At 67.6% G+C, this 25,743-nt stretch carries 37 protein-coding genes; 34 read left to right on the top strand and 3 right to left on the bottom strand.

Going from position 1 to position 25,743, the window contains the following annotated elements:
* Positions 1–13: 13 nt before the first annotated feature.
* A complete protein-coding gene (locus ACOFKX_RS15220) occupies positions 14–754 on the top strand; it encodes an RcnB family protein (protein ID WP_419827918.1) in 741 nt (246 codons plus the stop codon).
* Here ACOFKX_RS15220 and ACOFKX_RS15215 read toward each other — a convergent pair.
* Both ACOFKX_RS15215 and ACOFKX_RS15210 read right to left on the bottom strand, forming a co-directional pair.
* Positions 699–1,532, bottom strand: coding sequence for a metallophosphoesterase family protein (locus ACOFKX_RS15215; RefSeq protein WP_419827917.1), 834 nt, complete (start codon positions 1,530–1,532; stop codon positions 699–701). The two genes, ACOFKX_RS15220 and ACOFKX_RS15215, sit on opposite strands and share 56 nt — an antisense overlap.
* Before the next feature lie 36 nt (positions 1,533–1,568).
* Positions 1,569–2,042, bottom strand: coding sequence for a universal stress protein (locus tag ACOFKX_RS15210; protein WP_419828277.1), 474 nt, complete (start codon positions 2,040–2,042; stop codon positions 1,569–1,571).
* Positions 2,043–2,146: 104 nt separating this feature from the next.
* Here ACOFKX_RS15210 and ACOFKX_RS15205 point away from each other — a divergent pair, with 104 nt between their 5' ends.
* From ACOFKX_RS15205 to ACOFKX_RS15045, 33 genes are all read left to right on the top strand, one after another.
* A complete protein-coding gene (locus ACOFKX_RS15205) occupies positions 2,147–3,472 on the top strand; it encodes a pyruvate dehydrogenase complex dihydrolipoamide acetyltransferase (RefSeq protein WP_419827916.1) in 1,326 nt (441 codons plus the stop codon).
* Positions 3,473–3,519: 47 nt separating this feature from the next.
* Positions 3,520–3,864 (top strand): acyl-CoA thioesterase, encoded by a 345-nt coding sequence (locus ACOFKX_RS15200; RefSeq protein ID WP_419828276.1) that lies wholly within the window; start codon positions 3,520–3,522, stop codon positions 3,862–3,864.
* A 14-nt stretch (positions 3,865–3,878) separates the two neighbouring features.
* The gene (gene lpdA / locus ACOFKX_RS15195; RefSeq protein WP_419827915.1) at positions 3,879–5,291 is read left to right on the top strand and encodes a dihydrolipoyl dehydrogenase; all 1,413 of its coding nucleotides are present in this window, start codon (positions 3,879–3,881) and stop codon (positions 5,289–5,291) included.
* Positions 5,292–5,370: 79 nt separating this feature from the next.
* Positions 5,371–5,709 carry a hypothetical protein gene (locus tag ACOFKX_RS15190; protein ID WP_419827914.1) on the top strand — a complete coding sequence of 113 codons (339 nt, stop codon included), beginning with the start codon at positions 5,371–5,373 and terminating at the stop codon, positions 5,707–5,709.
* 7 nt (positions 5,710–5,716) lie between these two features.
* Positions 5,717–6,640 carry a cation diffusion facilitator family transporter gene (locus tag ACOFKX_RS15185; protein ID WP_419827913.1) on the top strand — a complete coding sequence of 308 codons (924 nt, stop codon included), beginning with the start codon at positions 5,717–5,719 and terminating at the stop codon, positions 6,638–6,640.
* 165 nt (positions 6,641–6,805) lie between these two features.
* Positions 6,806–7,177, top strand: a complete 372-nt coding sequence (gene rpsL, locus ACOFKX_RS15180) for a 30S ribosomal protein S12 (RefSeq protein ID WP_252165652.1) — start codon at positions 6,806–6,808, stop codon at positions 7,175–7,177.
* A 24-nt stretch (positions 7,178–7,201) separates the two neighbouring features.
* Positions 7,202–7,672, top strand: coding sequence for a 30S ribosomal protein S7 (gene rpsG, locus ACOFKX_RS15175; protein ID WP_419827912.1), 471 nt, complete (start codon positions 7,202–7,204; stop codon positions 7,670–7,672).
* Between the two features lie 108 nt (positions 7,673–7,780).
* Entirely contained in the window at positions 7,781–9,856 is a 2,076-nt protein-coding gene (fusA, locus tag ACOFKX_RS15170; protein ID WP_419827911.1) for an elongation factor G, read from the top strand.
* A gap of 93 nt (positions 9,857–9,949) precedes the next feature.
* Positions 9,950–11,140, top strand: coding sequence for an elongation factor Tu (gene tuf / locus ACOFKX_RS15165; protein WP_419827910.1), 1,191 nt, complete (start codon positions 9,950–9,952; stop codon positions 11,138–11,140).
* 108 nt (positions 11,141–11,248) lie between these two features.
* Positions 11,249–11,560 carry a 30S ribosomal protein S10 gene (gene rpsJ / locus ACOFKX_RS15160; protein WP_252165656.1) on the top strand — a complete coding sequence of 104 codons (312 nt, stop codon included), beginning with the start codon at positions 11,249–11,251 and terminating at the stop codon, positions 11,558–11,560.
* A gap of 235 nt (positions 11,561–11,795) precedes the next feature.
* The gene (gene rplC / locus ACOFKX_RS15155; RefSeq protein WP_419827909.1) at positions 11,796–12,674 is read left to right on the top strand and encodes a 50S ribosomal protein L3; all 879 of its coding nucleotides are present in this window, start codon (positions 11,796–11,798) and stop codon (positions 12,672–12,674) included.
* Between the two features lie 3 nt (positions 12,675–12,677).
* Positions 12,678–13,304 (top strand): 50S ribosomal protein L4, encoded by a 627-nt coding sequence (gene rplD / locus ACOFKX_RS15150; protein ID WP_419827908.1) that lies wholly within the window; start codon positions 12,678–12,680, stop codon positions 13,302–13,304.
* A complete protein-coding gene (locus ACOFKX_RS15145; protein ID WP_419827907.1) occupies positions 13,297–13,614 on the top strand; it encodes a 50S ribosomal protein L23 in 318 nt (105 codons plus the stop codon). Before rplD ends, ACOFKX_RS15145 begins: the two co-directional genes overlap by 8 nt.
* Before the next feature lies 1 nt (position 13,615).
* A complete protein-coding gene (gene rplB, locus ACOFKX_RS15140) occupies positions 13,616–14,452 on the top strand; it encodes a 50S ribosomal protein L2 (RefSeq protein ID WP_419827906.1) in 837 nt (278 codons plus the stop codon).
* A 6-nt stretch (positions 14,453–14,458) separates the two neighbouring features.
* Positions 14,459–14,734 (top strand): 30S ribosomal protein S19, encoded by a 276-nt coding sequence (gene rpsS / locus ACOFKX_RS15135; RefSeq protein ID WP_419827905.1) that lies wholly within the window; start codon positions 14,459–14,461, stop codon positions 14,732–14,734.
* Complete coding sequence (rplV, locus tag ACOFKX_RS15130) at positions 14,734–15,111, top strand: 50S ribosomal protein L22 (protein ID WP_419827904.1); 378 nt, start codon at positions 14,734–14,736, stop codon at positions 15,109–15,111. Before rpsS ends, rplV begins: the two co-directional genes overlap by 1 nt.
* Positions 15,111–15,806: a 30S ribosomal protein S3 gene (rpsC, locus tag ACOFKX_RS15125; RefSeq protein WP_419827903.1), complete on the top strand. Its 696-nt coding sequence runs from the start codon at positions 15,111–15,113 to the stop codon at positions 15,804–15,806. The genes rplV and rpsC overlap by 1 nt, the downstream gene beginning before the upstream one ends.
* Before the next feature lie 58 nt (positions 15,807–15,864).
* On the top strand, positions 15,865–16,302 hold the full coding sequence (rplP, locus tag ACOFKX_RS15120) for a 50S ribosomal protein L16 (RefSeq protein WP_419827902.1): 438 nt from the start codon (positions 15,865–15,867) through the stop codon (positions 16,300–16,302).
* 3 nt (positions 16,303–16,305) lie between these two features.
* A complete protein-coding gene (rpmC, locus tag ACOFKX_RS15115) occupies positions 16,306–16,512 on the top strand; it encodes a 50S ribosomal protein L29 (RefSeq protein WP_419827901.1) in 207 nt (68 codons plus the stop codon).
* A 10-nt stretch (positions 16,513–16,522) separates the two neighbouring features.
* Positions 16,523–16,795, top strand: coding sequence for a 30S ribosomal protein S17 (rpsQ, locus tag ACOFKX_RS15110; protein ID WP_419827900.1), 273 nt, complete (start codon positions 16,523–16,525; stop codon positions 16,793–16,795).
* A 15-nt stretch (positions 16,796–16,810) separates the two neighbouring features.
* Positions 16,811–17,179, top strand: a complete 369-nt coding sequence (gene rplN / locus ACOFKX_RS15105) for a 50S ribosomal protein L14 (protein ID WP_419827899.1) — start codon at positions 16,811–16,813, stop codon at positions 17,177–17,179.
* Positions 17,179–17,493, top strand: a complete 315-nt coding sequence (gene rplX / locus ACOFKX_RS15100; protein ID WP_419827898.1) for a 50S ribosomal protein L24 — start codon at positions 17,179–17,181, stop codon at positions 17,491–17,493. The genes rplN and rplX overlap by 1 nt, the downstream gene beginning before the upstream one ends.
* Positions 17,486–18,067, top strand: a complete 582-nt coding sequence (gene rplE / locus ACOFKX_RS15095; protein ID WP_419827897.1) for a 50S ribosomal protein L5 — start codon at positions 17,486–17,488, stop codon at positions 18,065–18,067. The genes rplX and rplE overlap by 8 nt, the downstream gene beginning before the upstream one ends.
* Before the next feature lie 24 nt (positions 18,068–18,091).
* Positions 18,092–18,397: a 30S ribosomal protein S14 gene (gene rpsN / locus ACOFKX_RS15090; protein WP_419827896.1), complete on the top strand. Its 306-nt coding sequence runs from the start codon at positions 18,092–18,094 to the stop codon at positions 18,395–18,397.
* A gap of 9 nt (positions 18,398–18,406) precedes the next feature.
* A complete protein-coding gene (rpsH, locus tag ACOFKX_RS15085; protein ID WP_419827895.1) occupies positions 18,407–18,802 on the top strand; it encodes a 30S ribosomal protein S8 in 396 nt (131 codons plus the stop codon).
* Complete coding sequence (gene rplF, locus ACOFKX_RS15080) at positions 18,802–19,335, top strand: 50S ribosomal protein L6 (protein ID WP_419827894.1); 534 nt, start codon at positions 18,802–18,804, stop codon at positions 19,333–19,335. Before rpsH ends, rplF begins: the two co-directional genes overlap by 1 nt.
* Position 19,336: 1 nt before the next feature.
* On the top strand, positions 19,337–19,690 hold the full coding sequence (gene rplR, locus ACOFKX_RS15075; RefSeq protein WP_419827893.1) for a 50S ribosomal protein L18: 354 nt from the start codon (positions 19,337–19,339) through the stop codon (positions 19,688–19,690).
* Between the two features lies 1 nt (position 19,691).
* A complete protein-coding gene (rpsE, locus tag ACOFKX_RS15070) occupies positions 19,692–20,465 on the top strand; it encodes a 30S ribosomal protein S5 (RefSeq protein WP_419827892.1) in 774 nt (257 codons plus the stop codon).
* A 5-nt stretch (positions 20,466–20,470) separates the two neighbouring features.
* Complete coding sequence (gene rpmD / locus ACOFKX_RS15065; RefSeq protein ID WP_419828275.1) at positions 20,471–20,650, top strand: 50S ribosomal protein L30; 180 nt, start codon at positions 20,471–20,473, stop codon at positions 20,648–20,650.
* A gap of 45 nt (positions 20,651–20,695) precedes the next feature.
* A complete protein-coding gene (gene rplO, locus ACOFKX_RS15060) occupies positions 20,696–21,229 on the top strand; it encodes a 50S ribosomal protein L15 (RefSeq protein ID WP_419827891.1) in 534 nt (177 codons plus the stop codon).
* Positions 21,230–21,347: 118 nt separating this feature from the next.
* A complete protein-coding gene (gene secY / locus ACOFKX_RS15055; protein ID WP_419827890.1) occupies positions 21,348–22,718 on the top strand; it encodes a preprotein translocase subunit SecY in 1,371 nt (456 codons plus the stop codon).
* 30 nt (positions 22,719–22,748) lie between these two features.
* Positions 22,749–23,399: an adenylate kinase gene (locus tag ACOFKX_RS15050; RefSeq protein WP_419827889.1), complete on the top strand. Its 651-nt coding sequence runs from the start codon at positions 22,749–22,751 to the stop codon at positions 23,397–23,399.
* 388 nt (positions 23,400–23,787) lie between these two features.
* Positions 23,788–24,234 carry a PilZ domain-containing protein gene (locus ACOFKX_RS15045; RefSeq protein WP_419827888.1) on the top strand — a complete coding sequence of 149 codons (447 nt, stop codon included), beginning with the start codon at positions 23,788–23,790 and terminating at the stop codon, positions 24,232–24,234.
* 29 nt (positions 24,235–24,263) lie between these two features.
* Here ACOFKX_RS15045 and ACOFKX_RS15040 read toward each other — a convergent pair whose 3' ends face one another.
* Entirely contained in the window at positions 24,264–25,712 is a 1,449-nt protein-coding gene (locus tag ACOFKX_RS15040) for a TolC family outer membrane protein (RefSeq protein ID WP_419827887.1), read from the bottom strand.
* Between the last annotated feature and the right edge of the window lie 31 nt (positions 25,713–25,743).

Below are 25,743 nucleotides of genomic sequence, written 5' to 3'. Positions count from 1 at the left end.
AAAAGGACGGACGATGCGCGAGGCGATACTGGCGGCGGCTCTGGCGGCCGCATCGATGGGATCGGCCGCGCAGGCGCAATATGGCGCGCCCGCCGGTACCGCGCCGCAGCCCGGCGGTTGGGGTGCCGGTGGCTGGCAGTCGGGCGGGAACTACGCGCCGCCCGCGAACGCCGGGCCGACGGCCATGACGCCCGCCTATCCGCAGCCAAACGCCACGCAGCCGCCCCTGCCATATGGTGGCTACGGCTCGGGCGCGGCCGCCTACGCGATGCCGAGCAGCGGGATCTACAAGCCGATCCGCGTCGGCAAGAAGCTGCCCGGCGGCTATGCCGACCCGATCTACACCGTGACCGACTGGCGCGCCTACGGGCTGGAGCAGCCCTATCCGGGCACGCGCTGGATCCGCTACTTCGACGACGCGGTGCTCGCCGACGCGCGTGGCCGCGCCATCGCCGTGCGGCCGGTGGCTTGGAACATGGCGCGGCAGCGTCGGCCCGGCCCGCCGCCCGTCGGCATGCAGTCGGCCTGGACCCCGCCCGTCGCCTCCACCCGCATCGAGCGACAAGGCAATACGGTCGTGACGACGCAGGTGATCCCGCCGCCGCACGCCTATCATGGCGGCGGCTACGGCCCGGATTATGGCTGGGGGCCGGGCGTCACCGTCACGCCCTCCATCGTGACGACGACCACGACGACCGTCACGGAGCCGGCGTCGCGCGCCACCCGCCACCGGCGTCGCGCGCATAGGCGCTGACGCGCGCGGCCGCGAAGCCGGCGCCGTCGCTGGTCCACTCGGCCACGGTCACGCGGTTCCGCGCAGTCACCTCGATCAGGTTGAAGCTGTTGGGCAGGCCGCGCCTGCGCCATGAGGTGGCGGTGCCCGCCTGCACGACCATCACGGCCGGATCGATCGAGAGCGCCGGGCCCGCGAACAGAACGCCGTGCGCATGATGATGGCCGGCGAGGACGAGGTGGACGTCGGCACGGCGCACCGCCTTCAGCGCGCGCCGCGCGCCCGACAGCGCGGGCTCCAGTTCTTCCCGCCCGGCGTCGGGCAGCGGCACGAGTGGATGATGCGTGACGAGGATGCGGGTGGCGCCGCGCGGCGTGTCCGCGAAGCGGTCGCCGATCGACCGCACCTGCAAACGCGTCAGCCGCCCGTCCTTCACGGTCAGCCCGTGCGCGGAGGCGAGGCCGAGCACCGCCACCTCGTCGTCGGCGAAGAAGCAGGAACGCTCCCGCACCACGATACGTCGGTAGCGCCGCAGCGGCCAGAACAGTCGCGCGAGCGGCTTGTGCATCGGCACGTCGTGGTTGCCAGGCACCACCAGCACGTGCAACCCAGCCATCTCGAGCGCGGAGAGGAAGGCGTCCGCCGCCACGAACTGCTCGGTTCGCGCCCGCTGGCTGAGATCGCCCGAGACGACGACGAGGTCGGGTCGCTCGGCGATCAGCGTCTCGCGCAGCGCCGCCACCACCGTGGGATCTTCCGCGCCGAAGTGGAGGTCGGAGATATGGGCGATCCGGCGCATCGCCGTCCTACGGACGCGGGCGCGCGGCGGTTCCCGTCAGCTCAGCCGATCCAGCGCGGCGTCGTCCAGGCCGCCGGGCACCACCATCAGCGGGCAGGGCATCTGGCCCGCGTCGGCGGTGAAGTAGTCGACCAGCGGCCCCGGCCCACCGCTGCCCGGCTGCGCGCCCAGCACCAGCGCCGCCGTGGCGGGCCGTTCGGCGAGCGCGGCGCGGATCGCCTTCGCGGGATCGCCCTCGACGACCGTCAGCCGGGGCTGAAGGCCGAGCTCCTCTACGATGTCGCTCGATGCTTGGTGGAGCAGCGCCTCGGCGCCCAGCCGTGCCTCCTCGTCGATCGCGTCCTGTACGCCTGCCCACTGGACGAATTCGGCGGGCTCGACGACGGCCAGCATCTCCAGCGTGCCGCCCGTCTTGTACGCGCGACGGGCGGCGAAACGCAACGCGACGCGCGCCTCTGCGCTTCCGTCGATCACGACCAGATAGGCGCGGGGAGGAAGCGCGTCGTCCATCGCGGAACGCTGCGATATTGTACGGAAACGCGCAAGGCCGCCGCGCTTGACGGCCATGGGGCCGTCGTCGAAATAAGCGCGCCTTCACGGGAGCCGAACTCCAGATGCCGATCGAGCTCAAGATGCCTGCCCTCTCGCCCACGATGGAGGAGGGGACACTCGCCAAGTGGCTGGTGAAGGAGGGCGACGTGGTCGCCTCCGGCGACATCCTCGCCGAGATCGAGACCGACAAGGCGACGATGGAGTTCGAGGCGGTCGACGAGGGAACCATCGCCAGGATCCTCGTCGCGGAAGGCACCGAGAAGGTGAAGGTCGGGCAGGCGATCGCGATTCTCCAGGGCGAAGACGATGCGGTCGGGGCGCAGCCCGAGATCGCCGCCAGCAAGTCCGCCGCTGCCGCGACCGAGGCGACGGCGCCGCCGCCCGAGGAAAAAGGCTATGGCGCCTCTCCCGTCGACGATGCCGGCATCGAGGCGCCCGCGGCCGCGGGGCCTGGCGAACGCGTGAAGGCTAGCCCGCTCGCGCGGCGCGTGGCGGAGAAGGCGGGCGTCGATCTCGGCTCCGTCGAAGGCTCCGGACCCGGCGGTCGGGTCGTGCGCGCCGACGTGGTCGGCGTATCGAGCGGCAAGCCTGCCGCGCCCGAGGCGCCGATGGCTCCGGAGGCCAAGCCTGCCGCCCCGGAGGCGAAGGTGACGCCGCCAGCCACGGCGACCTCCCCGGGCCAGCCGCCCATCCCCGATGCTCCGCACCGGCTTACCAAGCTCACGAGCATGAGGAAGGTGATCGCGCGCCGCCTGACCGAATCCAAGCAGCAGGTGCCGCACATCTACCTGACGGTGGACGTTCGCCTCGACGCGTTGCTCGGTCTGCGCGCCGAGCTCAACAAGGCGCTGGCGGCGCGCGAGGTGAAGCTGTCGGTCAACGATCTGCTCGTGAAGGCGCTGGCCGTGGCGCTGATCGAAGTGCCGGCGTGCAACGTCATGCTGGCGGGCAATCAGCTCGTGACGTTCGAGCGGGCGGACATCTCCGTCGCGGTCTCGATCCCTGGTGGGCTCATCACGCCGGTGCTTACGGGCGCCAACGAGAAGCCGGTGTCGCAGCTCGCCACCGAGATGAAGGCGCTGGCCAGGAGCGCGCGCGAGGGCAAGCTCCAGCCGCACGAGTATCAGGGCGGCACTGCGTCGATCAGCAACATGGGCATGTACGGCATCACGCAGTTCGACGCCGTCATCAACCCGCCGCAAGGCATGATCCTGGCCATCGGTGCCGGCGAGAAGCGGCCGTGGGTGGAGGACGACCGGCTGATCGTGGCCACCGTCATGTCGGCTACCGGCAGCTTCGACCATCGCGCGATCGACGGCGCCGACGGTGCCAGGCTGATGGCGGCATTCAAGCGGCTGGTGGAGGCGCCGCTGGCGCTGCTGGCGTGAGCGAGGGCGCACCGCCGGCGGTCGCGCCGACGGTGCGCGTGATCGCGATGCCGGCGGATACCAACCCCTACGGCGACATCTTCGGCGGCTGGCTCGTGGGGCTGATGGACGCCGCCGCAGGCTCCGTCGCGTCGCGGCACAGCCATGGCCGCGCCGTCACCATCGCGCTCGACGGCATGACGTTTCACCGTCCAGTTTTCGTCGGTGATGAGGTCTCGGTCTACGCGACGCTCGTCGGCACCGCCCGCTCTTCGATGCGGATCGACGTGGAGGCATGGCGGCGCGCGCGTCATGAGGATCTAAGCTACAAGGTGACGGAAGCGCGCTTCACCTTCGTCGCGGTGGGCGAGGACAGGCGGCCGCGCGCCGTGCCTCCGGTCGCGGCAATCTGACGAAGGGAACGAAGATGGCGGACACCTACGATCTCGCGGTGCTGGGTTCGGGCCCAGGCGGTTACGTCGCCGCGATCCGCGCGGCGCAGCTCGGCCTCAAGGTGGTGATCGTCGAGCGCGAGCGGCTGGGCGGCATCTGCCTCAACTGGGGTTGCATCCCGACCAAGGCGCTGCTCCGCACGGCGGAGATCTACCATTATCTGACGCACGCCGGGGCTTATGGGCTCACCGCGGGCGAGACCGGCTTCGATCTGGCCAAGGTTGTCGAGCGGTCACGCAAGGTGGCGGCGCAGCTCAACGCCGGCGTGAAGGGGCTGTGCAAGAAGAACAAGATCGCGGTGGTCGAGGGTGTCGGCATGCTGGTGGCGGCGAACCGGCTAACCGTGAAGCGCGGTGACGAGACGGTGGATATCGAGGCGGGCGACATCATCGTCGCCACCGGCGCCCGCGCCCGCGAGTTGCCCTTCGCTCAGGCGGACGGCGAACGGATCTGGACCTATCGCCACGCGATGACACCCAGGGAAATGCCGGGCGAGCTGCTGGTGATCGGATCGGGCGCGATCGGCATAGAGTTCGCCAGCTTCTACTCCGACATGGGAGCTAAGGTGACGATCATCGAGATGCTCGACCGTATCCTTCCTGTCGAGGATGCCGAGGTGTCGGACTTCATGGCGAAGGCGCTGGCCAAGCAGGGCATGCGCATCCTGACCAAGGCCGGGGTCGAGGCGCTGACGCCGAGTGCCGACGGCGTCGAGGCGGTGCTGAAGCTCGCCGACGGCACGACCGAGACCACGCGCTACAGCCATGCGGTCGTGGCGGTCGGCATCGTGCCCAACTCCGAGGAGATCGGACTGGACGCGCTCGGCGTCGCGACGACCAAGGGCCACATCGACACCGACGCGATGGGTCGCACCAACGTCGAAGGCGTGTGGGCGATCGGCGACGTGACGGCACCGCCCTGGCTCGCGCACAAGGCCAGCCACGAGGGCATGACCACCGCCGAGGCGATCGCCGCCAAGCAGGGCAAAGCCGACGTCCACCCCCATCCGATCGACCGCCGAAACATTCCCGGCTGCACCTATTCGCGCCCGCAGGTCGCCTCCGTCGGCCTGACCGAGCAGCGCGCGCGGCAGGAGGGCCACGAGGTGAAGGTCGGTCGTTTTCCGTTCGTGGGCAATGGCAAGGCGATCGCGCTCGGCGAGCAGGAGGGCTTCGTCAAGACGGTCTTCGACGCCGCCTCGGGCGAGCTCCTCGGCGCGCACATGGTGGGCGCCGAGGTGACCGAGCTGATCGAGGGCTACACGGTCGCCCGGCAGCTCGAGACGACCGAGGCGGACCTGATCGCTACCGTGTTCCCGCATCCGACGCTCAGCGAGATGATGCACGAGAGCGTCCTTTCCGCCCATGGACGCGCGATCCACGTCTAAGCCGGTTCGGAACGACCGACGTCGGGCGGCGTTGCCGCGCCCTTGGAACCTCAGCAGTCATCGCAACGGAGACATGACGATGCGCAAGTCCCTCACGATCCTCGCCGCCTGCGGCCTCGCGCTCGGCGCGGCGGCCTGCGGCAAGCATGACGACAATGGCGGCGGCAACGTCTCCGCCTCCGACAACATGCTCGTCCCCGCCGACGAGAATGCGGCCGATGCCGGCATGAGCAACGACATGGGCGGCAATGTCGGCGCGACCGACAACTCCACCGCGGCGATGGGCAACGACATGGGCGCCGGCACCACCGGCGGCGCAACCGGTGCCGGCGGGATGAGCGGCGGGGCGACCGCCGGCAGCTCGATGGGCGCCGGCGCGGGCGGCACCGGCAGCGGTGCCAGCAGCGGCGGCCAGTGATCGCCCGGTGAGCGACGGCGGAGAGGTGGGCGAGAGCCGCCTCGTCATCTTCGCCGCGCTCGCCGCCAATCTCGGGATCGCGGCCGCCAAGTTCGTGGCGGCCGCGATCACCGGCTCGTCGGCGATGCTGACCGAGGGTTTTCACTCCGTCGTCGACAGCCTCAACCAGATCCTGCTGCTCTACGGACAGCACCGCGCCAAGCGTCCGGCGGACGAGAAGCATCCCGCCGGCTACGGCCGCGAACTCTATTTCTGGAGCTTCGTGGTCGCGATCCTGATCTTCGCCACGGGCGCCGGCCTCTCGGTTTACGAGGGCGTCGTCCATGTCCTCGCTCCCGAGCCGCCGCAGGACGCGACGGTCGCCTACGCCGTGCTCGCCGTTTCCTTCGTGCTGGAGGGCACGAGCTGGTTGACGGCGGTGCGCGCCTTCGGGCGCGGCAAGGGCCGGCAGGGCTGGTGGCAGGCGGTGCACCGCTCCAAGGATCCCGCCGATTTCGTCGTTCTCTTCGAGGATACGGCGGCGTTGGTCGGTCTGCTGTTCGCCGGCATCGGCATTTGGCTGAGCCACGCGACCGGCGACGCGCGGTTCGACGGCTACGCGTCGATCGCGATCGGTGTCGTCCTGGCGGCGGTGGCGGTACTGCTAGGGTGCGAGTCGAAGGGGCTGCTGATCGGCGAGCGGGCGTCGCCCGCACTGATAGCGGCGGTGAGAGCGACGATCTCGGCGCGTCCGGAGGTGACCGGCGTCGGCCATGTACTGACCGTGCACCTCGGCCCCAGGGCGGTATTCGTCGCCGCCGACATCGACTTCGTGGACGCCGTGCCGGTCGGGAGGATCGAGGCGATGATCGCCGACGTCGAGGCCGCGCTCCGTGCAGACTGGCCGGAGATCGACCGACTTTACCTGAAACCGGTCGCCGCGCTCGGTTGACCACGCCCGGGGCGGCCGCTATAGGCCGCGTCTGCCCGAAGGAACCTCCGGGCAGACGCTTGAACATTGCCGGTTGGTGAGAAGGCTCGGGCCTATGTACCCGAGCCTTGTTGCATTTCGGAAACGCCCGTATCCGGCAAAGTAACTGAACAGGTGAAGAGCTTCATGCCGACGATCAACCAGCTGGTCCGCAAGGGCCGCGAACCGCAGAAGGCCAAATCTAAGGTTCCTGCGATGGAGCAGAATCCGCAGAAGCGCGGCGTCTGCACCCGCGTCTACACGACGACGCCGAAGAAGCCGAACTCGGCGCTGCGCAAGGTGGCCAAGGTCCGCCTCACCAACGCGCGCGAAGTCATCAGCTACATCCCCGGCGAGGGGCACAACCTGCAGGAGCACTCCGTGGTGCTGATCCGCGGCGGCCGCGTGCGCGACCTGCCCGGCGTGCGCTACCACGTGCTGCGCGGCGTGCTCGATACGCAGGGCGTGAAGGATCGCCGCCAGTCGCGGTCCAAGTACGGCGCCAAGCGCCCGAAGTAAGCTCCGGCTCGAAAGGTTTCATAGATGTCCCGTCGTCGTCGCCCCGAGAAGCGCGAGATCCTGCCGGACCCCAAGTTCGGCGACGTCACGCTCTCCAAGTTCATGAATTCCGTGATGCTGGACGGCAAGAAGTCCGTTGCGGAAGGCATCATCTACTCCGCGCTGGACGTGATCGAGACGCGCGCCAAGCGCGATCCGATCGGCGTCTTCCACGATGCGCTCAACAATGTGCGCCCGGGTGTCGAGGTACGCAGCCGCCGCGTCGGCGGCGCCACCTACCAGGTGCCCGTCGAGGTCCGCGCAGAGCGTGCGCAGGCACTCGCCATCCGCTGGCTCATCACCGCCGCGCGCGGCCGGTCCGAGCATACGATGGACGCTCGCCTCTCGGCCGAGCTGATGGACGCCGCCAACAACCGTGGCAACGCGGTGAAGAAGCGCGAGGACACGCACCGCATGGCCGAGGCCAACCGCGCCTTCTCGCATTATCGTTGGTAACAGCGGCGTCGTTAGTGTCCGCTGGTAGTCTGGCGCACGTTCCAGCCTGAACCTATATCGTGGGGAGCCGGGCCGACCGGCTCCCCACATCGCTAAGGAAGCTTCGTCATGGCCCGCAGCCATCCGCTCGAGAAGTATCGCAACATCGGCATCATGGCGCACATCGATGCCGGCAAGACGACGACGACGGAGCGCATCCTCTACTACACCGGCAAGTCCTACAAGATCGGCGAGGTCCACGAGGGCACCGCGACGATGGACTGGATGGAGCAGGAGCAGGAGCGCGGAATCACGATCACGTCGGCCGCGACGACCTGCTTCTGGAACGATCACCGCATCAACATCATCGACACGCCCGGCCACGTGGACTTCACCATCGAGGTGGAGCGTTCGCTGCGCGTGCTCGACGGCGCGGTCGCCTGCTTCGATGGCGTGGCGGGCGTGGAGCCCCAGTCCGAGACGGTGTGGCGGCAGGCCGAGAAGTATCGCGTGCCGCGCATGTGCTTCGTCAACAAGCTCGATCGCACCGGTGCGAACTTCGAGCGCTGCGTCGAGATGATCAAGGATCGTCTCGGCGCGCGCCCGCTCGTTCTTTACTTGCCCATCGGCATCGAGGGCGGCTTCAAGGGCCTGGTCGATCTTGTTGAGAACCGCGCGATCATCTGGTTGGAGGAATCGCTCGGCGCGAAGTTCGAGTATCAGGATATTCCGGCCGATCTCGCCGATGCCGCCGAAGCCGCGCGCGCCGAGCTGATCGAGGCCGCCGTCGAGCAGGACGACGCCGCGATGGAGGCCTTCTTCGAAGGCACCGAGCCCGCCGCCGAGGAGCTCAAGAAGCTCATCCGCAAGGGCACGCTCAACTTCTCGTTCGTGCCGGTGCTGTGCGGCTCGGCGTTCAAGAACAAGGGCGTGCAGCCGCTGCTCGACGCGGTGGTGGATTACCTGCCGTCGCCGCTCGACATCCCCCCGGTGGAGGGCCTGAAGCTCGACGGCACGACGACGGACAGCCGGCCGGCCACCGACGAAGCGCCGATGTCGGCGCTGGCGTTCAAGATCATGAACGATCCGTTCGTCGGTACGCTCACCTTCGCGCGCATCTATTCGGGCAAGATGGATGCGGCCACGACAGTAATGAACTCGGTCAAGGACAAGAAGGAGAAGGTCGGCCGCATGCTGCTGATGCATGCCAACAGCCGCGAGGACATCCAGGAAGCCTATGCCGGCGACATCGTCGCGCTCGCGGGCCTCAAGGACACGACCACCGGCGACACGCTGTGCGCTCAGAACGCCCCGATCATCTTGGAGCGGATGGAGTTCCCCGATCCGGTGATCGAGGTGGCAGTGGAGCCCAAGACCAAGGCCGACCAGGAGAAGATGGGCACCGCCCTCAATCGCCTGGCGCGCGAGGATCCGTCGTTCCGCGTGACGTCCGACGCCGAGAGCGGCCAGACGATCATCAAGGGAATGGGGGAGCTTCACCTCGAGATCCTGGTCGATCGCATGAAGCGCGAGTTCAAGGTCGAGGCCAATGTCGGCGCGCCGCAGGTCGCGTATCGTGAGTCGCTCGCGAAGGCGGTTGACGTCGACTATACGCACAAGAAGCAGTCGGGCGGATCGGGCCAGTTCGGCCGCATCAAGATCACGCTGACGCCTGGCGAGCGCGGTCAGGGTTTCGTGTTCGACGACCAGGTGAAGGGCGGCAACGTCCCGCGCGAGTATATCCCCTCGGTCGAGAAGGGTCTTCGCGAGACCGCCGAGACGGGATCGATGATCGGCTTCCCGATTATCGACTTTACCGCGACGCTGACGGACGGCGCCTATCATGACGTCGACTCCTCCGCGCTGGCGTTCGAGATCACCGCGCGCGGCGCGATGCGCGAGGGTGCGCAGAAGGCGGGCATCAAGCTGCTCGAGCCGATCATGAAGGTCGAAGTGGTGACGCCGGAGGATTATCTCGGCGACGTCATCGGCGACATGAACTCGCGTCGCGGTCAGATCCAGGGTACCGACAGCCGGGGCAACGCCCAGGTTGTCGAGGCGATGGTGCCGCTCGCCAACATGTTCGGCTACGTCAACCAGCTGCGCTCCTTCACTCAGGGTCGCGCGCAATATTCGATGCAGTTCTCGCATTATGACGAGGTGCCGTCGAACGTTGCCGAAGAGGTGAAGGCCAAGCTGGCGTAAGGCTGGCGTAACCCGGAAACATGGGCTAGGGGCCACGCCGTTTCGGACGTGGCTCCTAAGAGTCCCCGATGCGAACCCAGAGAAGGTAGGAACATGGCGAAGGCGAAATTCGAGCGGAACAAGCCGCATTGTAACATCGGCACGATCGGTCACGTCGATCACGGCAAGACCTCGCTAACCGCCGCCATCACGAAGGTGCTGGCCGAGACGACGGGCGGCACCGCCGTCGATTTCGCCAACATCGACAAGGCGCCCGAAGAGCGGGAGCGCGGCATCACGATCTCGACCGCGCACGTCGAGTATGAGACGACCGCGCGCCACTATGCGCACGTCGATTGCCCAGGCCACGCCGATTATGTGAAGAACATGATCACCGGCGCCGCGCAGATGGACGGCGCGATCCTGGTCGTGTCGGCCACCGACGGTCCGATGCCGCAGACCCGCGAGCACATCCTGCTGGCCCGTCAGGTCGGCGTGCCGCAGCTTGTGGTGTTCATGAACAAGGTCGATCTCGTCGACGACCCCGAGATCCTCGAACTCGTCGAGCTTGAGATCCGCGAATTGTTGTCGAAGTACGAGTTCGATGGCGACAACATCCCCGTCATCCAGGGGTCGGCGACCGCCGCGCTCGACGGTTCGAAGCCTGAGATCGGTCAGGAGGCTGTGCTCAAGCTGATGGCGGCGGTCGACGAGTTCATCCCGCAGCCAGAGCGTCCGCTCGACCGTCCGTTCCTGATGCCGATCGAGGACGTGTTCTCGATTTCGGGTCGCGGCACGGTCGTCACCGGCCGCGTCGAGACCGGTCAGGTCAAGGTCGGCGAGGAAGTCGAGATCGTCGGCATCAAGGACACCCGCAAGACCACCGTCACGGGCGTCGAGATGTTCCGCAAGCTGCTCGACTCGGGCCAGGCGGGCGACAATATCGGCGCGCTGATCCGTGGCGTCGGGCGCGAGGAGGTCGAGCGTGGGCAGGTTCTCTGCAAGCCCGGCTCGATCAAGCCGCACACCGAGTTCTCGGCGGAGGTCTACGTCCTCTCCAAGGACGAGGGTGGTCGTCACACGCCGTTCTTCGCCAACTATCGTCCGCAGTTCTACTTCCGCACGACGGACGTGACGGGCGAGGTCCAGCTTCCCGAGGGCACCGAGATGGTGATGCCCGGCGACAACGTGTCGCTCGGCATCAAGCTGATCGCGCCGATCGCAATGGATCCCGGCCAGCGCTTCTCGATCCGCGAGGGCGGCCGCACGGTCGGCTCGGGCGTCGTCTCGGCGATCTCGAAGTAAGATTGCGTTTGCTCGGAGCGGCCGGTCCCGGTAAGGGGCCGGCCGCTTCTTTTTGCTCCCAGTATCGCCCACGAGGGCAGGGGCCGGCTCTTTCATATCGGTGGGACCATGGACACGCAGAATATTCGCATTCGCCTGAAGGGCTTCGACCATCGGGTGCTTGATCAGGCGACCGGTGAGATCGCCGACACCGCGCGGCGCACCGGCGCGCTCATCCGTGGCCCCATCCCGCTGCCCACGCACATCGACAAGTTCACGGTCAACCGCGGCCCGCATATCGACAAGAAGTCGCGTGAGCAGTTCGAGGTACGCACCTACAAGCGCCTGCTCGACATCGTGCAGCCCACCCCGCAGACGGTGGACGCGCTGATGAAGCTCGATCTCGCGGCGGGTGTTGCGGTGGAGATCAAGCTGGCGTAAGGAGCCGTCCTCCGCGACGCAGATGATTCATTTACGTCGTTTTCCCGCTCGAGGCGGGATGCCCTTCGGGGCTCAGGGATACCGGTCAGTTCGCTGGCGACCATGGTCCCCGCCGATCGCAGCGATGCGAGAACAAGCCCGGGCGGGGGCTATCGAACATGGGCGGAGGTCTGCGGCGACGCAGGCCTTTTTCGTTGGCACGCTCCCCTGCGGGAGCCTCTGTTGGGAGACGGCGATGCGCACTGGCGTGATCGCGAAGAAGATGGGGATGACCCGGCTGTTCCAGGAGGATGGTCGCCACGTGCCCGTCACCGTCCTGCAGCTCGACGGTCTCCAGGTGATCTCGCGCCGTGAGACTGCGCGTGACGGCTACACCGCCGTGCAACTCGGTGCCGGTTCTGCCAAGGTCAAGAACCTCTCCAAGCCCGAGCGTGGCCATTTCGGCAAGGCCGAGGTCGAGCCCAAGGCGATCCTCGCCGAGTTCCGTGTGACCGAGGACAATCTCCTCGATGTCGGTGCCGAACTCTCCGCCGATCACTTCGTCGCGGGCCAGCTCGTCGACATTCGCGGGCGCACGCAGGGCAAAGGCTTCCAGGGCGGCATGAAGCGCTGGGGCTTCGGCGGTCTGCGCGCCACGCACGGTGTGTCGGTATCGCACCGGTCGCTGGGTTCAACCGGTCAGCGTCAGGATCCGGGCAAGGTCTTCAAGAACAAGAAGATGGCCGGCCACATGGGTGACCGGAACCGCACTCAGCAGAATCTAGAGATTGTCCGCACCGACGCGGAGCGCGGCTTGCTGTTCGTGCGCGGCTCGGTGCCGGGCTCGAAGGGTGGCTGGCTGTTCGTCACCGACGCGGTGAAGGTCAAGATGCCTGAGGGCGTGCCGTTTCCGGCCGCGTTGAAGGTGCGCAACGCGCCCGAGATCGAGCACGCGCCGGCAGGGCTGGTCGATGACGCGGCGGTTCATGAGATCCCGGCGCTGCCGAGCGCGGAGGAGGTGGCTGCTGGGGCTGCCGCTGCCGATGCAGCCGGCGCTGGTCAGGTCGATCCGGACGCGCCGGAGACAGACGCGACCGATCAGATCGGCACGTCCGACGCGAACAAGGAAGGCTGAGCCATGAAGGTCGAGGTCAAGACGCTCGCCGCCGCTGCTGCCGGCGAGATCGAGCTTTCGGACGCGGTGTTCGGCGTAGAGCCTCGCGCCGACATCCTCCACCGGGTCGTCACCTGGCAGCTCGAAAAGCGCCGCGGCACCGCGCGCCCGACGCGTGAGCGTGCGGACGTCGCACGGTCGGGCAAGAAGCTCGGCCGGCAGAAGGGCGGCGGCACGGCGCGTCACGGCGATCGCCGCGCCCCCGTGTTCATCGGCGGCGGCAAGGCGCACGGCGCCCGGCTGCGGGACTTCAATCCGTCGCTCAACAAGAAGGTGCGCGCGTTGGGGCTGAAGATGGCGCTTTCCTCCAAGGTGCGCGACGGCAAGCTGATCGTGCTCGACGCGCTCGACGTGGACGGCGGCAAGACCAAGGCACTGGCGGGCCAGTTTGCAGGTCTAGGCGCCGGTACCAAGACGCTGGTGATCGATGGCGCGGCGCTCAACGTCAGTTTCGCGCACGCGTCGGCCAACCTGCGCGGCGTTAATCTGCTGCCGGCTGTGGGCGCCAACGTCTACGACATCCTCAACCACGACATGCTGGTGCTGACGCGCGCGGCCGTCGAGACGCTGGAGGCACGCTTCCATGGCTAAAAAGCAGGCGGGAGCGGTCGATCTGCGTCACTACGACGTGATAGTCGGACCGCACATCACCGAAAAGTCTACGCTCGTCTCCGAGCATAATGCGGTCGTCTTCAAGGTCGCGAAGGATGCGACGAAGCCCGCGATCAAGGCGGCGGTCGAGGCGCTGTTCGACGTTCAGGTCACGGCGGTCAACACGCTGACGCAGAAGGGCAAGACCAAGCGGTGGAAGGGAGCGCCCTACACGCGCTCCGACGTCAAGAAGGCGATCGTGACGTTGGCTGCCGGCCAGTCGATCGACATCACGGAAGGGGTGCGCTGAGATGGCGCTCAAGCATTACAACCCCACCTCGCCGGCGCGGCGCGGGCTCATCCTCGTCGATCGCTCGGCGCTTTGGAAGGGGAAGCCCGTCAAGGCGCTGACCGAAGGCCTGCGCAAGTCGGGCGGACGCAACAACCAGGGCCACGCGACCGCGCGCGGCATCGGCGGCGGGCACAAGCAGAAGTACCGCACGATCGACTTCAAGCGCCGCAAGTGGGACCAGCCCGCCACCGTCGAGCGGCTAGAATATGATCCCAACCGCTCGGCCTTCATCGCGCTGGTGAAGTATGAGGATGGCGAGGTCGCCTATGTTCTGGCGCCGCAGCGTCTCGGCGTCGGCGACAGCATCGTCTCCGGCCGCAAGACCGACGTGAAGCCGGGCAATGCGATGGAGATCGGGCAGGCGCCGGTCGGCACCATCGTCCACAATGTCGAGATGAAGCCGGGCAAGGGCGGCCAGATCGCGCGCGCGGCGGGCACCTACGTGCAAATCGTCGGGCGCGACCGCGGCATGGTGATCGTGCGGCTGAACTCGGGCGAGCAGCGCTTCATCCACGCCACATGCATGGCTACGGTGGGTGCGGTATCCAACCCGGACAACGGAAACACCAATCTCGCCAAGGCCGGGCGCAATCGCTGGCTCGGCTATCGTCCGCTCACGCGCGGCGTCGCCAAGAACCCGGTCGACCACCCGCACGGCGGCGGCGAGGGCCGCACCTCGGGCGGCCGCCACCCGGTGACGCCGTGGGGCAAGCCGACTAAGGGCGCCAAGACCCGGCACAACAAGGCGACGGACAAGATGATCATCCGCAGCCGCCACGCGAAGAAGAAGAGGTAAGCCGGTATGGCTCGTTCCGTCTGGAAGGGTCCGTTCGTGGACCTCAGCCTGCTCCGCAAGGCGCAGACCGCCCAGGACGCGTCCACGCGCGCGCCGATCAAGACCTGGTCGCGTCGCTCGACGATCCTGCCCGATTTCGTCGGATTGACCTTCAGCCTCTACAACGGGCGGAAGTTCGTGCCGATCACGGTCAACGAAGATATGGTCGGCCACAAGCTCGGTGAGTTCGCGCCGACGCGCTACTTTCCCGGCCACGCCGCGGACAAGAAGGGTAAGCGCTGATGAGCAAGCCCGCATCCCCGCGCAAGGTCGGCGACAAGGAAGCGCTGGCTGTCGCCACCTCGGTGCGCGGGTCTCCCTACAAGCTCAACCTGGTGGCCGGGCTGATCCGCAACCGCAAGGCGTCCGAAGCGCTGTCCATCCTCCAGTTCTCCAAGAAGGCGATGGCGGTGGACGTGCGCAAGTGCCTCCAGTCGGCGATTGCCAACGCTGAGAACAACCATAATCTCGACGTCGACGCGCTCGTCGTGAAGGAGGCGTCAGTGGGCAAGGGGCTGGTAATGAAGCGTTTCGCCACGCGTGCCCGCGGCCGTTCCGCGCGGATCGTCAAGCCCTTCGCGCGGATGCGCATCGTCGTGCGCGAGCAGGAGGCCAAATAATGGGTCATAAATCCAACCCGATCGGGATGCGGCTCCAGATCAACCGCACCTGGGACAGCCGCTGGTACGCCGAAGGCGCGAACTACGGAAAGATGCTGCTGGAGGATCTCCGTATCCGTCAGCACATCTTCAAGTCTTTGCCGCAGGCCGCAATCTCGAAGGTGGTAATCGAGCGTCCAGCCAAGCTGTGCCGCATCTCGGTCTATGCTGCGCGCCCCGGCGTCATCATCGGCAAGAAGGGCGCCGACATCGAGAAGCTTCGCCGCACGATCGGCAAGATGACGGCGGCAGACGTTTCGCTCAACATCGTCGAGATCCGCAAGCCCGAGGTCGACAGCAAGCTCGTCGCGCAATCGGTGGCCGACCAGCTCGAGCGCCGTGTCGCGTTCCGCCGCGCCATGAAGCGCGCGGTGCAGTCGGCGCTGCGTCTCGGTGCGGAGGGCATCCGGATCACCTGCGCAGGGCGTCTCGGCGGTGCAGAAATTGCGCGCGTCGAGTGGTATCGGGAGGGCCGCGTGCCGCTCCACACGCTGCGCGCCAACATCGACTATGCAGAGGCCGAGGCGCATACCGCCTATGGCGTGTGCGGCGTAAAGGTGTGGATCTTCAAGGGCGAGATCCTCGGCCACGATCCGCTGGCGCAGGATCGCATCATGATGGAAGCGCAGACCTCGGGGGTGCGGCCGGCGCGCTGAGTTCCTAGATGGGCTCAGCCTTATCGGCCGTACTCACGGTGCTTGAAGGTTAGAACAGATGCTGCAACCGAAGCGTACCAAGTTCCGCAAGGCACATAAGGGCCGTATCCACGGCGATGCGAAGGGTGGAACCCAGCTCAACCAGGGCGCCTACGGCCTCAAGGCCGTTGAACCCGATCGGATCACCGCGCGTCAGATCGAGGCGGCGCGCCGTGCGATCACCCGCCACATCAAGCGCCAGGGCCGGCTTCATATCCGCATCTTCCCGGACGTGCCGGTCTCCTCCAAGCCGGCGGAAGTCCGCATGGGTTCGGGCAAGGGCGCGCCCGAGTTCTGGGTCGCCCGCGTGAAGCCCGGCCGCATCTTGTTCGAACTCGAAGGTGTCGCCGGTCCGCTCGCGGCGCAGGCGTTCAGCCGTGCCGCCGAGAAGCTGCCGATCAAGACGCGCGTGGTAGCGCGCCTGGGCGACACCAGCCATCTCGGCGCGGAGGGCTAAGCCATGGCCAAGCGTAACGACGACGTCCGCGCCGCAACCGACGATCAGCTCCAGACGCAGCTCGGCGACCTGAAGCGCGAGCAGTTCAACCTGCGCTTCCAGGCGGCCACCGGCCAGCTTGAGAAGCCCGCCCGCGTAAAGGAGGTCCGCCGGACCATCGCGCGCATCAAGACCGCCCAGGTGGCTCGCGCCGCTGCGGCCAAAGCCTGAGGAGGATCACATGCCGAAGCGCGTGCTGACCGGAACGGTGGTCTCCGACAAGACCGACAAGACGGTGGTGGTCTCGGTCGAGCGGCGGGTGAAGCACCCGCTGTACGGCAAGATCATCAAGCGGTCGAAGAAGTATCACGCCCACGACGAGGCGAACGAGTACCGCACCGGCGAGACCGTGCGCATCGAGGAATGTGCGCCGATCTCCAAGCTCAAGACCTTCAAGGCGATTGAGCGCGTCGGCGCGAAGCTCGAGCAGCCCATCCCCACCGACGTGGCCTGAGAGGAGGGCTGAACCATGATCCAGATGCAGTCCAACCTCGACGTCGCCGACAATTCGGGCGCCAAGCGCGTGCAGTGCATCAAGGTGCTCGGCGGCTCCAAGCGGCGCTTCGCAACCGTAGGCGACATCATCGTCGTCTCGGTCAAGGAAGCGGCGCCGCGCGGCAAGGTGAAGAAGGGCGACGTCCATCGCGCCGTGATCGTCCGCACCGCCAAGGACATCCATCGTCCCGACGGTTCGACGATCCGCTTCGACGGCAACGCCGCCGTGCTGGTGAACAAGAACGAGGAGCCGATCGGCACCCGAATCTTCGGGCCGGTAGTTCGCGAGCTTCGCGCCAAGAACCACATGAAGATCATCAGCCTAGCGCCCGAGGTGCTGTAATGAGCGCGCTCAAGATCAAGAAGGGCGATCAGGTCGTGGTCCTGTCCGGCAAGGACAAGGGCAAGACCGGCACCGTCACCAAGTGCAGTCCCAAGGAAGGCAAGGTGATCGTCGGCGGTGTCAATCTCGCCACCCGTCATCGCAAGCCGACTCAGGCCAACCCGCAGGGCGGGCTGGAGCGGATCGAGGCACCGCTGCACGTCAGCAAGGTCGCTATCGCCGTCGACGGCAAGCCGTCGCGCGTCCGCTTCGAGGTTCGCGACGGAAAGAAAATCCGCGTCGCGGTAAAGTCTGGGGAGGCCATCGATGGCTGATTACACGCCGCGCCTGCGCGCGAAGTACGACGCCGAGATCGTCAAGGCGATGACCGACAAGTTCGGCTATAAGAACGCGCTTGAAGTACCCCGCCTTGAGAAGATCGTGCTTAACATGGGTGTCGGCGACGCCACCCAGGACAAGAAGCGCGTTGATCAGGCGGCGGCGGAGATGGAGTTGATCGCCGGCCAGAAGCCGGTCGTGACGAAGGCCAAGAAGTCGATCGCGCAGTTCAAGCTGCGCGAGGGTATGCCGATCGGCTGCAAGGTGACGCTGCGCCGCGAGCGGATGTACGAGTTCCTCGACCGGTTCGTGACGATCGCGCTGCCGCGTGTGCGCGACTTCCGGGGTCTCAACCCCAGGTCGTTCGATGGGCGCGGCAACTACGCGACAGGCCTCAAGGAGCAGCTGATCTTTCCGGAGATCAGCTACGACAAGGTCGATCGCATTCGCGGCATGGACGTGATCGTCGCGACCACCGCCAAGACCGACGATGAGGCCCGCGAGCTGCTGCGCCTGTTCGGCTTCCCCTTCCCGCAGGAAGAGGCGAACGAGCAGAAGCAAGCGGCGTGACGGTAGAGAAGAGAGCTTAAGTCCATGGCGAAACTGAGTTCGATCTTGAAGAACGAGCGGCGCAGGAAGCTCGTCGCGAAGACGGCCCCCAAGTACGCGAAGCTGAAGGCTATCGCGGCCGACAAGGGCGTCGACGACGGCGAGCGGCTCATCGCGCGGCTGAAGATGGCGGAGCTGCCGCGCAACGGCAATCCGACGCGTATCCGCAATCGCTGCGAGCTGACCGGGCGTCCGCGCGGCTACTATCGAAAGTTCAAGCTCGCACGCGTGATGCTGCGCGATCTCGCCAACAAGGGGATGATCCCCGGCGTGACCAAGTCGAGCTGGTAAGGGCATAGCATGGCGATCAACGATCCGCTGGGTGACCTGCTCACCCGCATCCGCAACGGCCAGCGCGCGCGCAAGGACTCGGTCTTGTCGCCGATGTCCAAGCTCCGCACCCGCGTGCTCGACGTGCTCCAGCGCGAGGGCTACATTCGCGGCTATTCCGAGGAAGCGCTCAACGAGCACCCCGGCATCCGCATCGAACTGAAGTATTTCGAGGGTCAGCCCGCGATCCAGCATGTCGCGCGCGTGTCCAGGCCGGGGCGTCGGGTCTATTCGGGCTCTAAGGAGTTGCCGGTGATCCGCAACGGGCTCGGCATCACCATCGTATCCACGCCTCGCGGCGTTCTCTCCGACGCGGAAGCGCGCGAGCAGAATGTCGGCGGCGAGGTTCTCGCGGAGGTCTTCTGATGAGCCGTATCGGCAAGAAGCCGGTTCCCGTGCCGGCGGGCGTCACCGCCTCGATCCAGGGGCGCGAGCTGTCGGTCAAGGGGCCGAAGGGCACGCTGACCATGAGCCTGACCGACGAGATCTCCTACGCGGTAGAGGAGGGTGGCGTTTCGGTGCAGCCCGCCAACGACGGGCGTCGCGCGCGCGCGTTCTGGGGAATGCAGCGCACGCTGGTGCAGAACCTGGTCACCGGCGTGACGGAGGGGTTCACCAAGCAGCTCCTGATCACCGGCGTCGGCTATCGCGCCGCCGTGCAGGGCAAGAACCTCAAGCTGCAGCTCGGCTACAGCCACGATGTCGACTTCACGATCCCAGAGGGGATCACGATCGCGACGCCCGATCCCACCACGGTGAACATCACCGGGATCGACAAGCAGCAGGTCGGCCAGGTCGCCGCCGAGATCCGCCGCTGGCGCAAGCCCGAGCCGTACAAGGGCAAGGGCATCAAGTACGCGGGCGAGTTCATCTTCCGCAAGGAAGGGAAGAAGAAGTAAGATGGCCAAGCTCACCGTCTTCGCCAAGCGCCGCCAGCGCGTGCGCACGGCGCTCCGCGCCAAGGGCGGCAGTCGCCCGCGCCTGTCGATCCACCGCTCGGGCCGGCACATTTACGCGCAGATCATCGATGACGCCGCCGGACGCACTGTTGCTTCTGCCTCGACGCTCGACAAGGATGTCCGCGGCTCGTCGGGCGCAGGCGTTTCGGGTGCGACCGCAGTCGGACAGCGGGTGGCCGAGCGCGCCAAGGCAGCTGGCGTCTCCGCCGTGGTGTTCGATCGCGGTGGCTTCCTCTTCCACGGGCGCGTCAAGGCGCTTGCCGACGCCGCCCGCGAGGGCGGTCTGGAGTTCTGATATGGCTGACGAAGTGCAGAACGCGGCGCCCGGCGCCGAGCAGAGCGCGGTGGGCACCGAGGGCACCGTTCCGCAGCAGCGCGACGAACGTGGCCCAGGTGGACCCGGCGGTGGCCCGGGCGGTCCCGGCGGGCGTGGCCCCCGCGGCGGTCGCGGGCGCGGCGGTGGCGACAATCGCGGGCGTGGCGGGCGCGACAATCGCGGCGGCCGGCGTGACAATCGTGGCGGCGACGACGGCGGCGAGGAGTTTGTCGAGAAGCTCGTCCACATCAATCGCGTCTCCAAGACGGTGAAGGGCGGCAAGCGCTTCGGCTTCGCGGCGCTGGTCGTCGTCGGCGACGGCAAGGGTCGTGTCGGGTTCGGCAAGGGAAAGGCGCGCGAGGTGCCCGAGGCGATCTCCAAGGGCACGGCGGCCGCCAAGAAGGCGATGATCCGCGTGCCGCTGAAGGACGGGCGCACGCTGCACCACGACGGTGCCGGGCACTTCGGCGCGGGGCAGGTTTATGTCCGGTCGGCGCCGCAGGGCACCGGCATCATCGCGGGCGGCCCGATGCGTGCGATCTTCGAATCGCTTGGCGTCCACGACGTGGTCACCAAGTCGACGGGCACGCAGAACCCCTACAACATGATTCGCGCTACCTTCGAGGCGTTGCGGGAACAGACCAGCCCCAAGTCGGTAGCGGCGCGGCGCGGCAAGCGCATCGCTGACCTGCTCGGCCGCGGCGGAACGGACGTTGCCGAGGCACAGGCCGACGCGGCGGCGATCGCGGAGTAAGCATGATGGCAACGATCAAGATCACGCAGACCGGATCGCCGATCCGCCGCACGCAGGATCAGCGCGCGACGCTGATCGGGCTCGGCCTCAACAAGATGCACCGCACGCGCGAGCTGGAGGACACTCCCGAGGTGCGCGGCATGATCCGCAAGGTGCATCACATGGTGACCGTGAGCGAGGGCTGACGCCCCGCCCGAGTTGCGCGACATAAGCGAAAGCGAGTGCAGACGATGGCTTACGAACTCAACGACATCCGCGACAACGAGGGCGCGCGCCACCGCAGGATGCGGGTCGGCCGTGGCATCGGCTCGGGCAAGGGCAAGACCGCCGGGCGCGGCCAGAAGGGCCAGAAGAGCCGCGAGGGCGTCTCGATCAAGGGCTTCGAAGGCGGGCAGATGCCGCTTCACATGCGGCTGCCCAAGCGCGGCTTCAACAATCCGTTCGCCAAGGACCATGCCGAGGTGAACCTCGGCCAGATCCAGAAGCTGGTCGATGCGGGCACGCTGTCGGCTGATGGCACGGTCGACCACGTCGCGCTGAAGGCGGCGGGTGTCGCGCGCGGCGGCAAAGATGGCGTGCGGCTGCTCGCCAAGGGCGCGCTGACCGCCAAGCTCTCCTTCCGCGTCGCCGGCGCCAGTGCCGCCGCTAAGGCCGCCGTCGAAGCGGCGGGCGGATCGATCGAGGTGATAGAGGTCGTGCCGGCGGCCGAGAAGGCCGCGGCCAAGAAGAACAGCGTTCGCGACGCGAGGCGCAAGGCCGGCTGATCGTGGCGCCGATCTGCCGTATCGGACTTAGACAAGCGCGATAGCGGCTTATATGGGTAACGGCGGGCGCGGCGAGGGTCGCTCCCGCCGTTCCTGTTTTCGAGGGCATACACGCACGATGGCAACTGCCGCCAACCAGATGGCCGCCGGCCTGAGCCTGTCCAAGTTCGGCCAGGCGACCGAGCTCAAGAAGCGGCTATGGTTCACCGTCGGCGCGTTGATCGTGTTCCGCCTGCTTTCGTTCGTGCCGCTGCCAGGCATCGATCCGCGTGCGCTTAATTCGCTGTTCCAAAAGACCAATGGCGGTGTGCTCGACTTCTTCAACACCTTCTCCGGCGGCTCGCTGCATCGCATGAGCCTGATCGCGCTCGGCGTCATGCCCTACATCACCGCGTCGATCGTGGTGCAGCTCGCCACCTCGCTGTCTCCCCAGCTAGAGGCGATCAAGAAGGAGGGCGAGAGCGGGCGCAAGAAGCTCAACCAGTATACGCGGTACCTGACCGTGCTGCTCACCGCGATCCAGGGCTACTTCATCTCGGTGGGGCTGGAGAGCTGGGGCGCCTCTTCCGGGATCGCGGCCGTCGTCGTCCCCGGCCTCATCTTCCGCGTGACGACCGTGATCTCGCTGATCGGCGGCACCATGTTCCTGATGTGGCTGGGCGAGCAGATCACTTCGCGTGGTGTCGGCAACGGCGTGTCGCTCATCATCATGGCGGGCATTGTAAGCCAGCTCCCGGTTGTCATCGGCAATCTGTTCGAGAGCGGACGCACCGGCTCGATCTCGCCGCTGGTCATCGTAGCCGTGCTGGCGCTTGCTTTCGCGCTGATCGCGGGCATCTGCTTCATGGAGCGCGCGGTCCGTAAGGTGCTGATCCAGTATCCGAAGCGCCAGACCGCGCGCGGCATGATGCAGGGCGACAAGAGCTACCTGCCGCTCAAGATCAACACGTCGGGCGTGATCCCGCCGATTTTCGCCTCCTCGCTGCTGCTGATGCCGCTGACGGTGGCGCAGTTCGCGGGCAACCGGGTGCAGGGGCAGGGCCGCTTCTCCGATTTCCTGATCGGCATGACGACGGCGCTCCAGCACGGCTCTCCGCTCTACATGACGCTCTACGCGGTCGGCATCGTGTTCTTCTGCTTCTTCTACACGGCCGTGGTATTCAATCCGGAGGAGACGGCGGACAATCTGAAGCGCCACGGCGGCTTCATTCCCGGCATCCGGCCGGGCCGGGCGACAGGCGACTATCTCGATTACGTGCTGACGCGCGTCACCGTCATCGGTGCGATCTACCTAGCCTTCATCTGCTTGGTGCCCGAATTCATTGTGAAGGCCTTCAACGTGCCGTCGATGGCGCTGGGCGGCACCAGCCTGCTCATCGTCGTCAACGTGACAATGGACACTGTGACGCAGATCCAGAGCCACCTGCTCGCGCACCAATATGGCGACCTCATCAAGAAGGCGAAGCTGAAGGGCGCGCGACGGGGCTGAGCGATGGCGCGCGCGGAGAGGGAGACGGCGTTGAACATCATCCTGCTGGGGCCGCCGGGGGCGGGCAAGGGCACCCAGGCGAGCCGCCTCGTTGCCGAGCGTGGAATGGTCCAGCTCTCGACTGGCGACATGCTCCGCGCCGCCGTCAAGGCCAGAACGTCGGTGGGCTTGGAGGCAAAGGCGGTGATGGACGCGGGCGGCCTCGTCTCCGACGCGATCGTCTCGGCACTGATCGGGGAGCGTCTTGATGATCCCGCCGCGCTCGGCGGCGCGATCTTCGACGGTTATCCCCGGACGCAGCCGCAGGCCGAGGCGCTCGACCTGCTGCTTGCCGAGCGCGGCCAGCAGCTCGATGGGGTGATCGAACTCTGCGTCGACGAGGATGCGCTGGTCGAGCGGATCGTCGGGCGCTTCACGTGCGCGGCGTGCGGCGAGGGGTATCACGAGACCTTCAAACGCCCCCGTGTCGAGGGCACCTGCGACGTTTGCGGCTCCCACGAGTTCAAGCGGCGTCCCGACGACAACGAGGAGACGGTGCGCACCCGCATGGCCGAGTACCGCGCCAAGACCGCTCCGATCCTGCCCTACTACGAGGCGCGCGGTCTCGTTGCGCGCGTCGACGGCATGGCGGACATCGGCGATGTCGGCGAGGCTATCGACGCCGTACTGGACGGCAGCTGATCGCTCGCCCGGTGCTGGAGCATGTCCGGTCGGCGACCCGAAGACCGGCGCGATCGCGCGCTTGACGCCGAGCGCGCATGGCGAAGCCGCACCGTGGGCGGCGCCTCTTGCGCGGTGATGACCGCCTAAAGAGCGACATCGACGACCGACGGGCGGATATCAGCCTTGCAGACGAGCTCGAGGCCGTCGCTGCCGGGCTCAAAGCCGAACGGCAAGCTGGGTGGAGCCTGCCTCGCACCACCGCCGACTGCTGCCGCCCGGCGCGGCAGGCAGGGCGGACGAGCGGCGTCGTGAGCCGTGCGTTAACCAGGTCCGGTGCAGAAGGTGCAACCGGAATAAGGGCATAGCGGCAATCGTCCACGGCACTCTTTTGCGGAACCCGACGGTCATGGCCACGCGTCTCAAGGAACTCGACAGGCCCGCGATGCGCGAGGAGCGTCAGTCCGTTCGGATGTGGGCGCTCGTCGACTATGGCGATGTGAGCGAGAACGCCGTCGTCCGCGATCTCTCCGCCACGGGCTTTGGGATCGAGACCGCGCGCGTGCTGCCGGAGGGCGCCGCCATCGCGGTAACGATCGGCGCGTCGGCGCCGCTCGCCGCCATCGTCGTCCACGCGAGCGACGACCGCTACGGATGTCGCCTCGCGGACCCGCTCGACGCGGCGATGCTCGACGCGTTGACGCGCGACGGGCCGTTCGCCTCGGCGCGTCCGACGCCGGCGCCTGCGCCGCAGGTGGCGAGCTATCCGCGCGGCGTCCGCGCCGGCGCGATCGCGGGCGCGGCGATCGCCTGCTGGACCGTGGTGCTCGGCCTCGGCTTCGCCATCTTCGCCTGACATCTCTCCGCGATCGGCGGTGCCGCCCGCTAGCGGCTGCTATCGTCGGCGATCGGCGGCACAGGCCCGTAGACCGGCTTTGCGAGCCCCGCCTTCGCGGCGCGCGCACCGGGCAGATCGAGCAGCGCGCGCCGCGCGGCGCGGGCATTGGCTTCGGCATCGTAGCGAGCGGTGGCGGCGTCGGGTGCGAGATGCGCGAGATCGGCAATCCCCATCGATGCCAGCAGCCGCGCACCCGCGACTAAGGCGTCGTGCCGCGCCGCCGCCAGCCCTTCGCGCGCGTTCAGCAACTCCAGTTCGGCGTTGAGCACGTCGAGCAACTGCCGGAAGCCCGCCTTGTTCTCGGTCCTCACGCCGGTCAGCGCGGAGGTATCCGCCTCCACCGCGCGCTCGCCCGCCTCGATCGAGCGGAGCGCGGCACGATAGTCGGCATAGTCGGCGCGGACGTCGGTGACGACCTGCCGTTCCACCTCCACCTGCTGGTCGAGCGCCTGCGCGACCGCGTCATTGGCGGCGCGCACGCGGGCCGAGACGATGCCGCCCTGGTAGAGCGGTAGGGTAAAGGAAGCGCCGACCTGGTTGGCGTTGCCGCTGGTGTCGCCATAGCCGGCGAAGCGATCCTTGTACGCGTAGTAGCTGCTGGTGCCGGTAAGCGACAGCGTCGGCAGCCCGGCGCCGCGCGCGCCGGCGGCATCGTAGCGGGCGGCGCGGATCGCGCCCGCCGCCGCCTCCAGCGCGGGATTGTCGGCGAGCGCCACGCGCTCGGCGTCGTCAGCGTCGGCGGGCAGGCTGGGGAGGGGGGGCACCGCCGCGAGCGGCCCCGGTGCGAGCCCGGTCACGCGCCGGAAATCGAGCTCGCTGCGCGCCAGCCGCGCCTCCACGGTGGCGAGCGCGCCGCGCGCGATCTCCAGCCGGGCCTGAGACTGCGAGACGTCGGTGCGGGTGAGGTCGCCCTCGCGCTGGCGGGTGGCGCTGGAGCGCATGTCGCCGTCCAGCGCGTCCACGTTGGCGCGGTTGTGCGCCAGCACCTCGCGGTCGCGCAGCACGTCGGCATAGGCGGTGATCGCCGCGACCATCAGGTCGCCTTCGGCCGCACGCAAATCGCCTCGGCCCGTCGCGGAGCGCGCGTCGGCGGCGCGGATGGCGTTGCGCACGCGGCCGCCCTGGTAGATCGGCACGTTCAGGTTGGCGCCTGCGTTGACCGCCTGGTTGTAGCCGTTGACCGCGCGCAGTCCGCCGATGCCGCGCACGTAGGTGGCGGAGAGATCCGCCTGCGGCCGCCCGCCGGCGCGCGCGATCGCGGCCTGCTCGTCCGTGGCGCGGAGCGAAGCGCGCTGGGCGTTGAGCGTCGGATTGTTCGCGTAGGTCGCCGCGAGCGCGTCCGCGAGCGTGGTAGCGCCGGCGGGAGCCGTGACGATCGCGCAGCCAGCGGTGAGGAGGAATCGCGCGCGCGCACGACGATCGGTCTCGAACTTCACTGACGCACCCCACGGTACCGAGGATCGGTGT

This window comes from Sphingomonas sp. (assembly GCF_965200105.1).
GTDB lineage: Bacteria > Pseudomonadota > Alphaproteobacteria > Sphingomonadales > Sphingomonadaceae > Solisphingomonas.
Note: the sequence above shows the minus strand (reverse complement) of the source record. Positions and strands in the feature narration are given on the sequence as shown.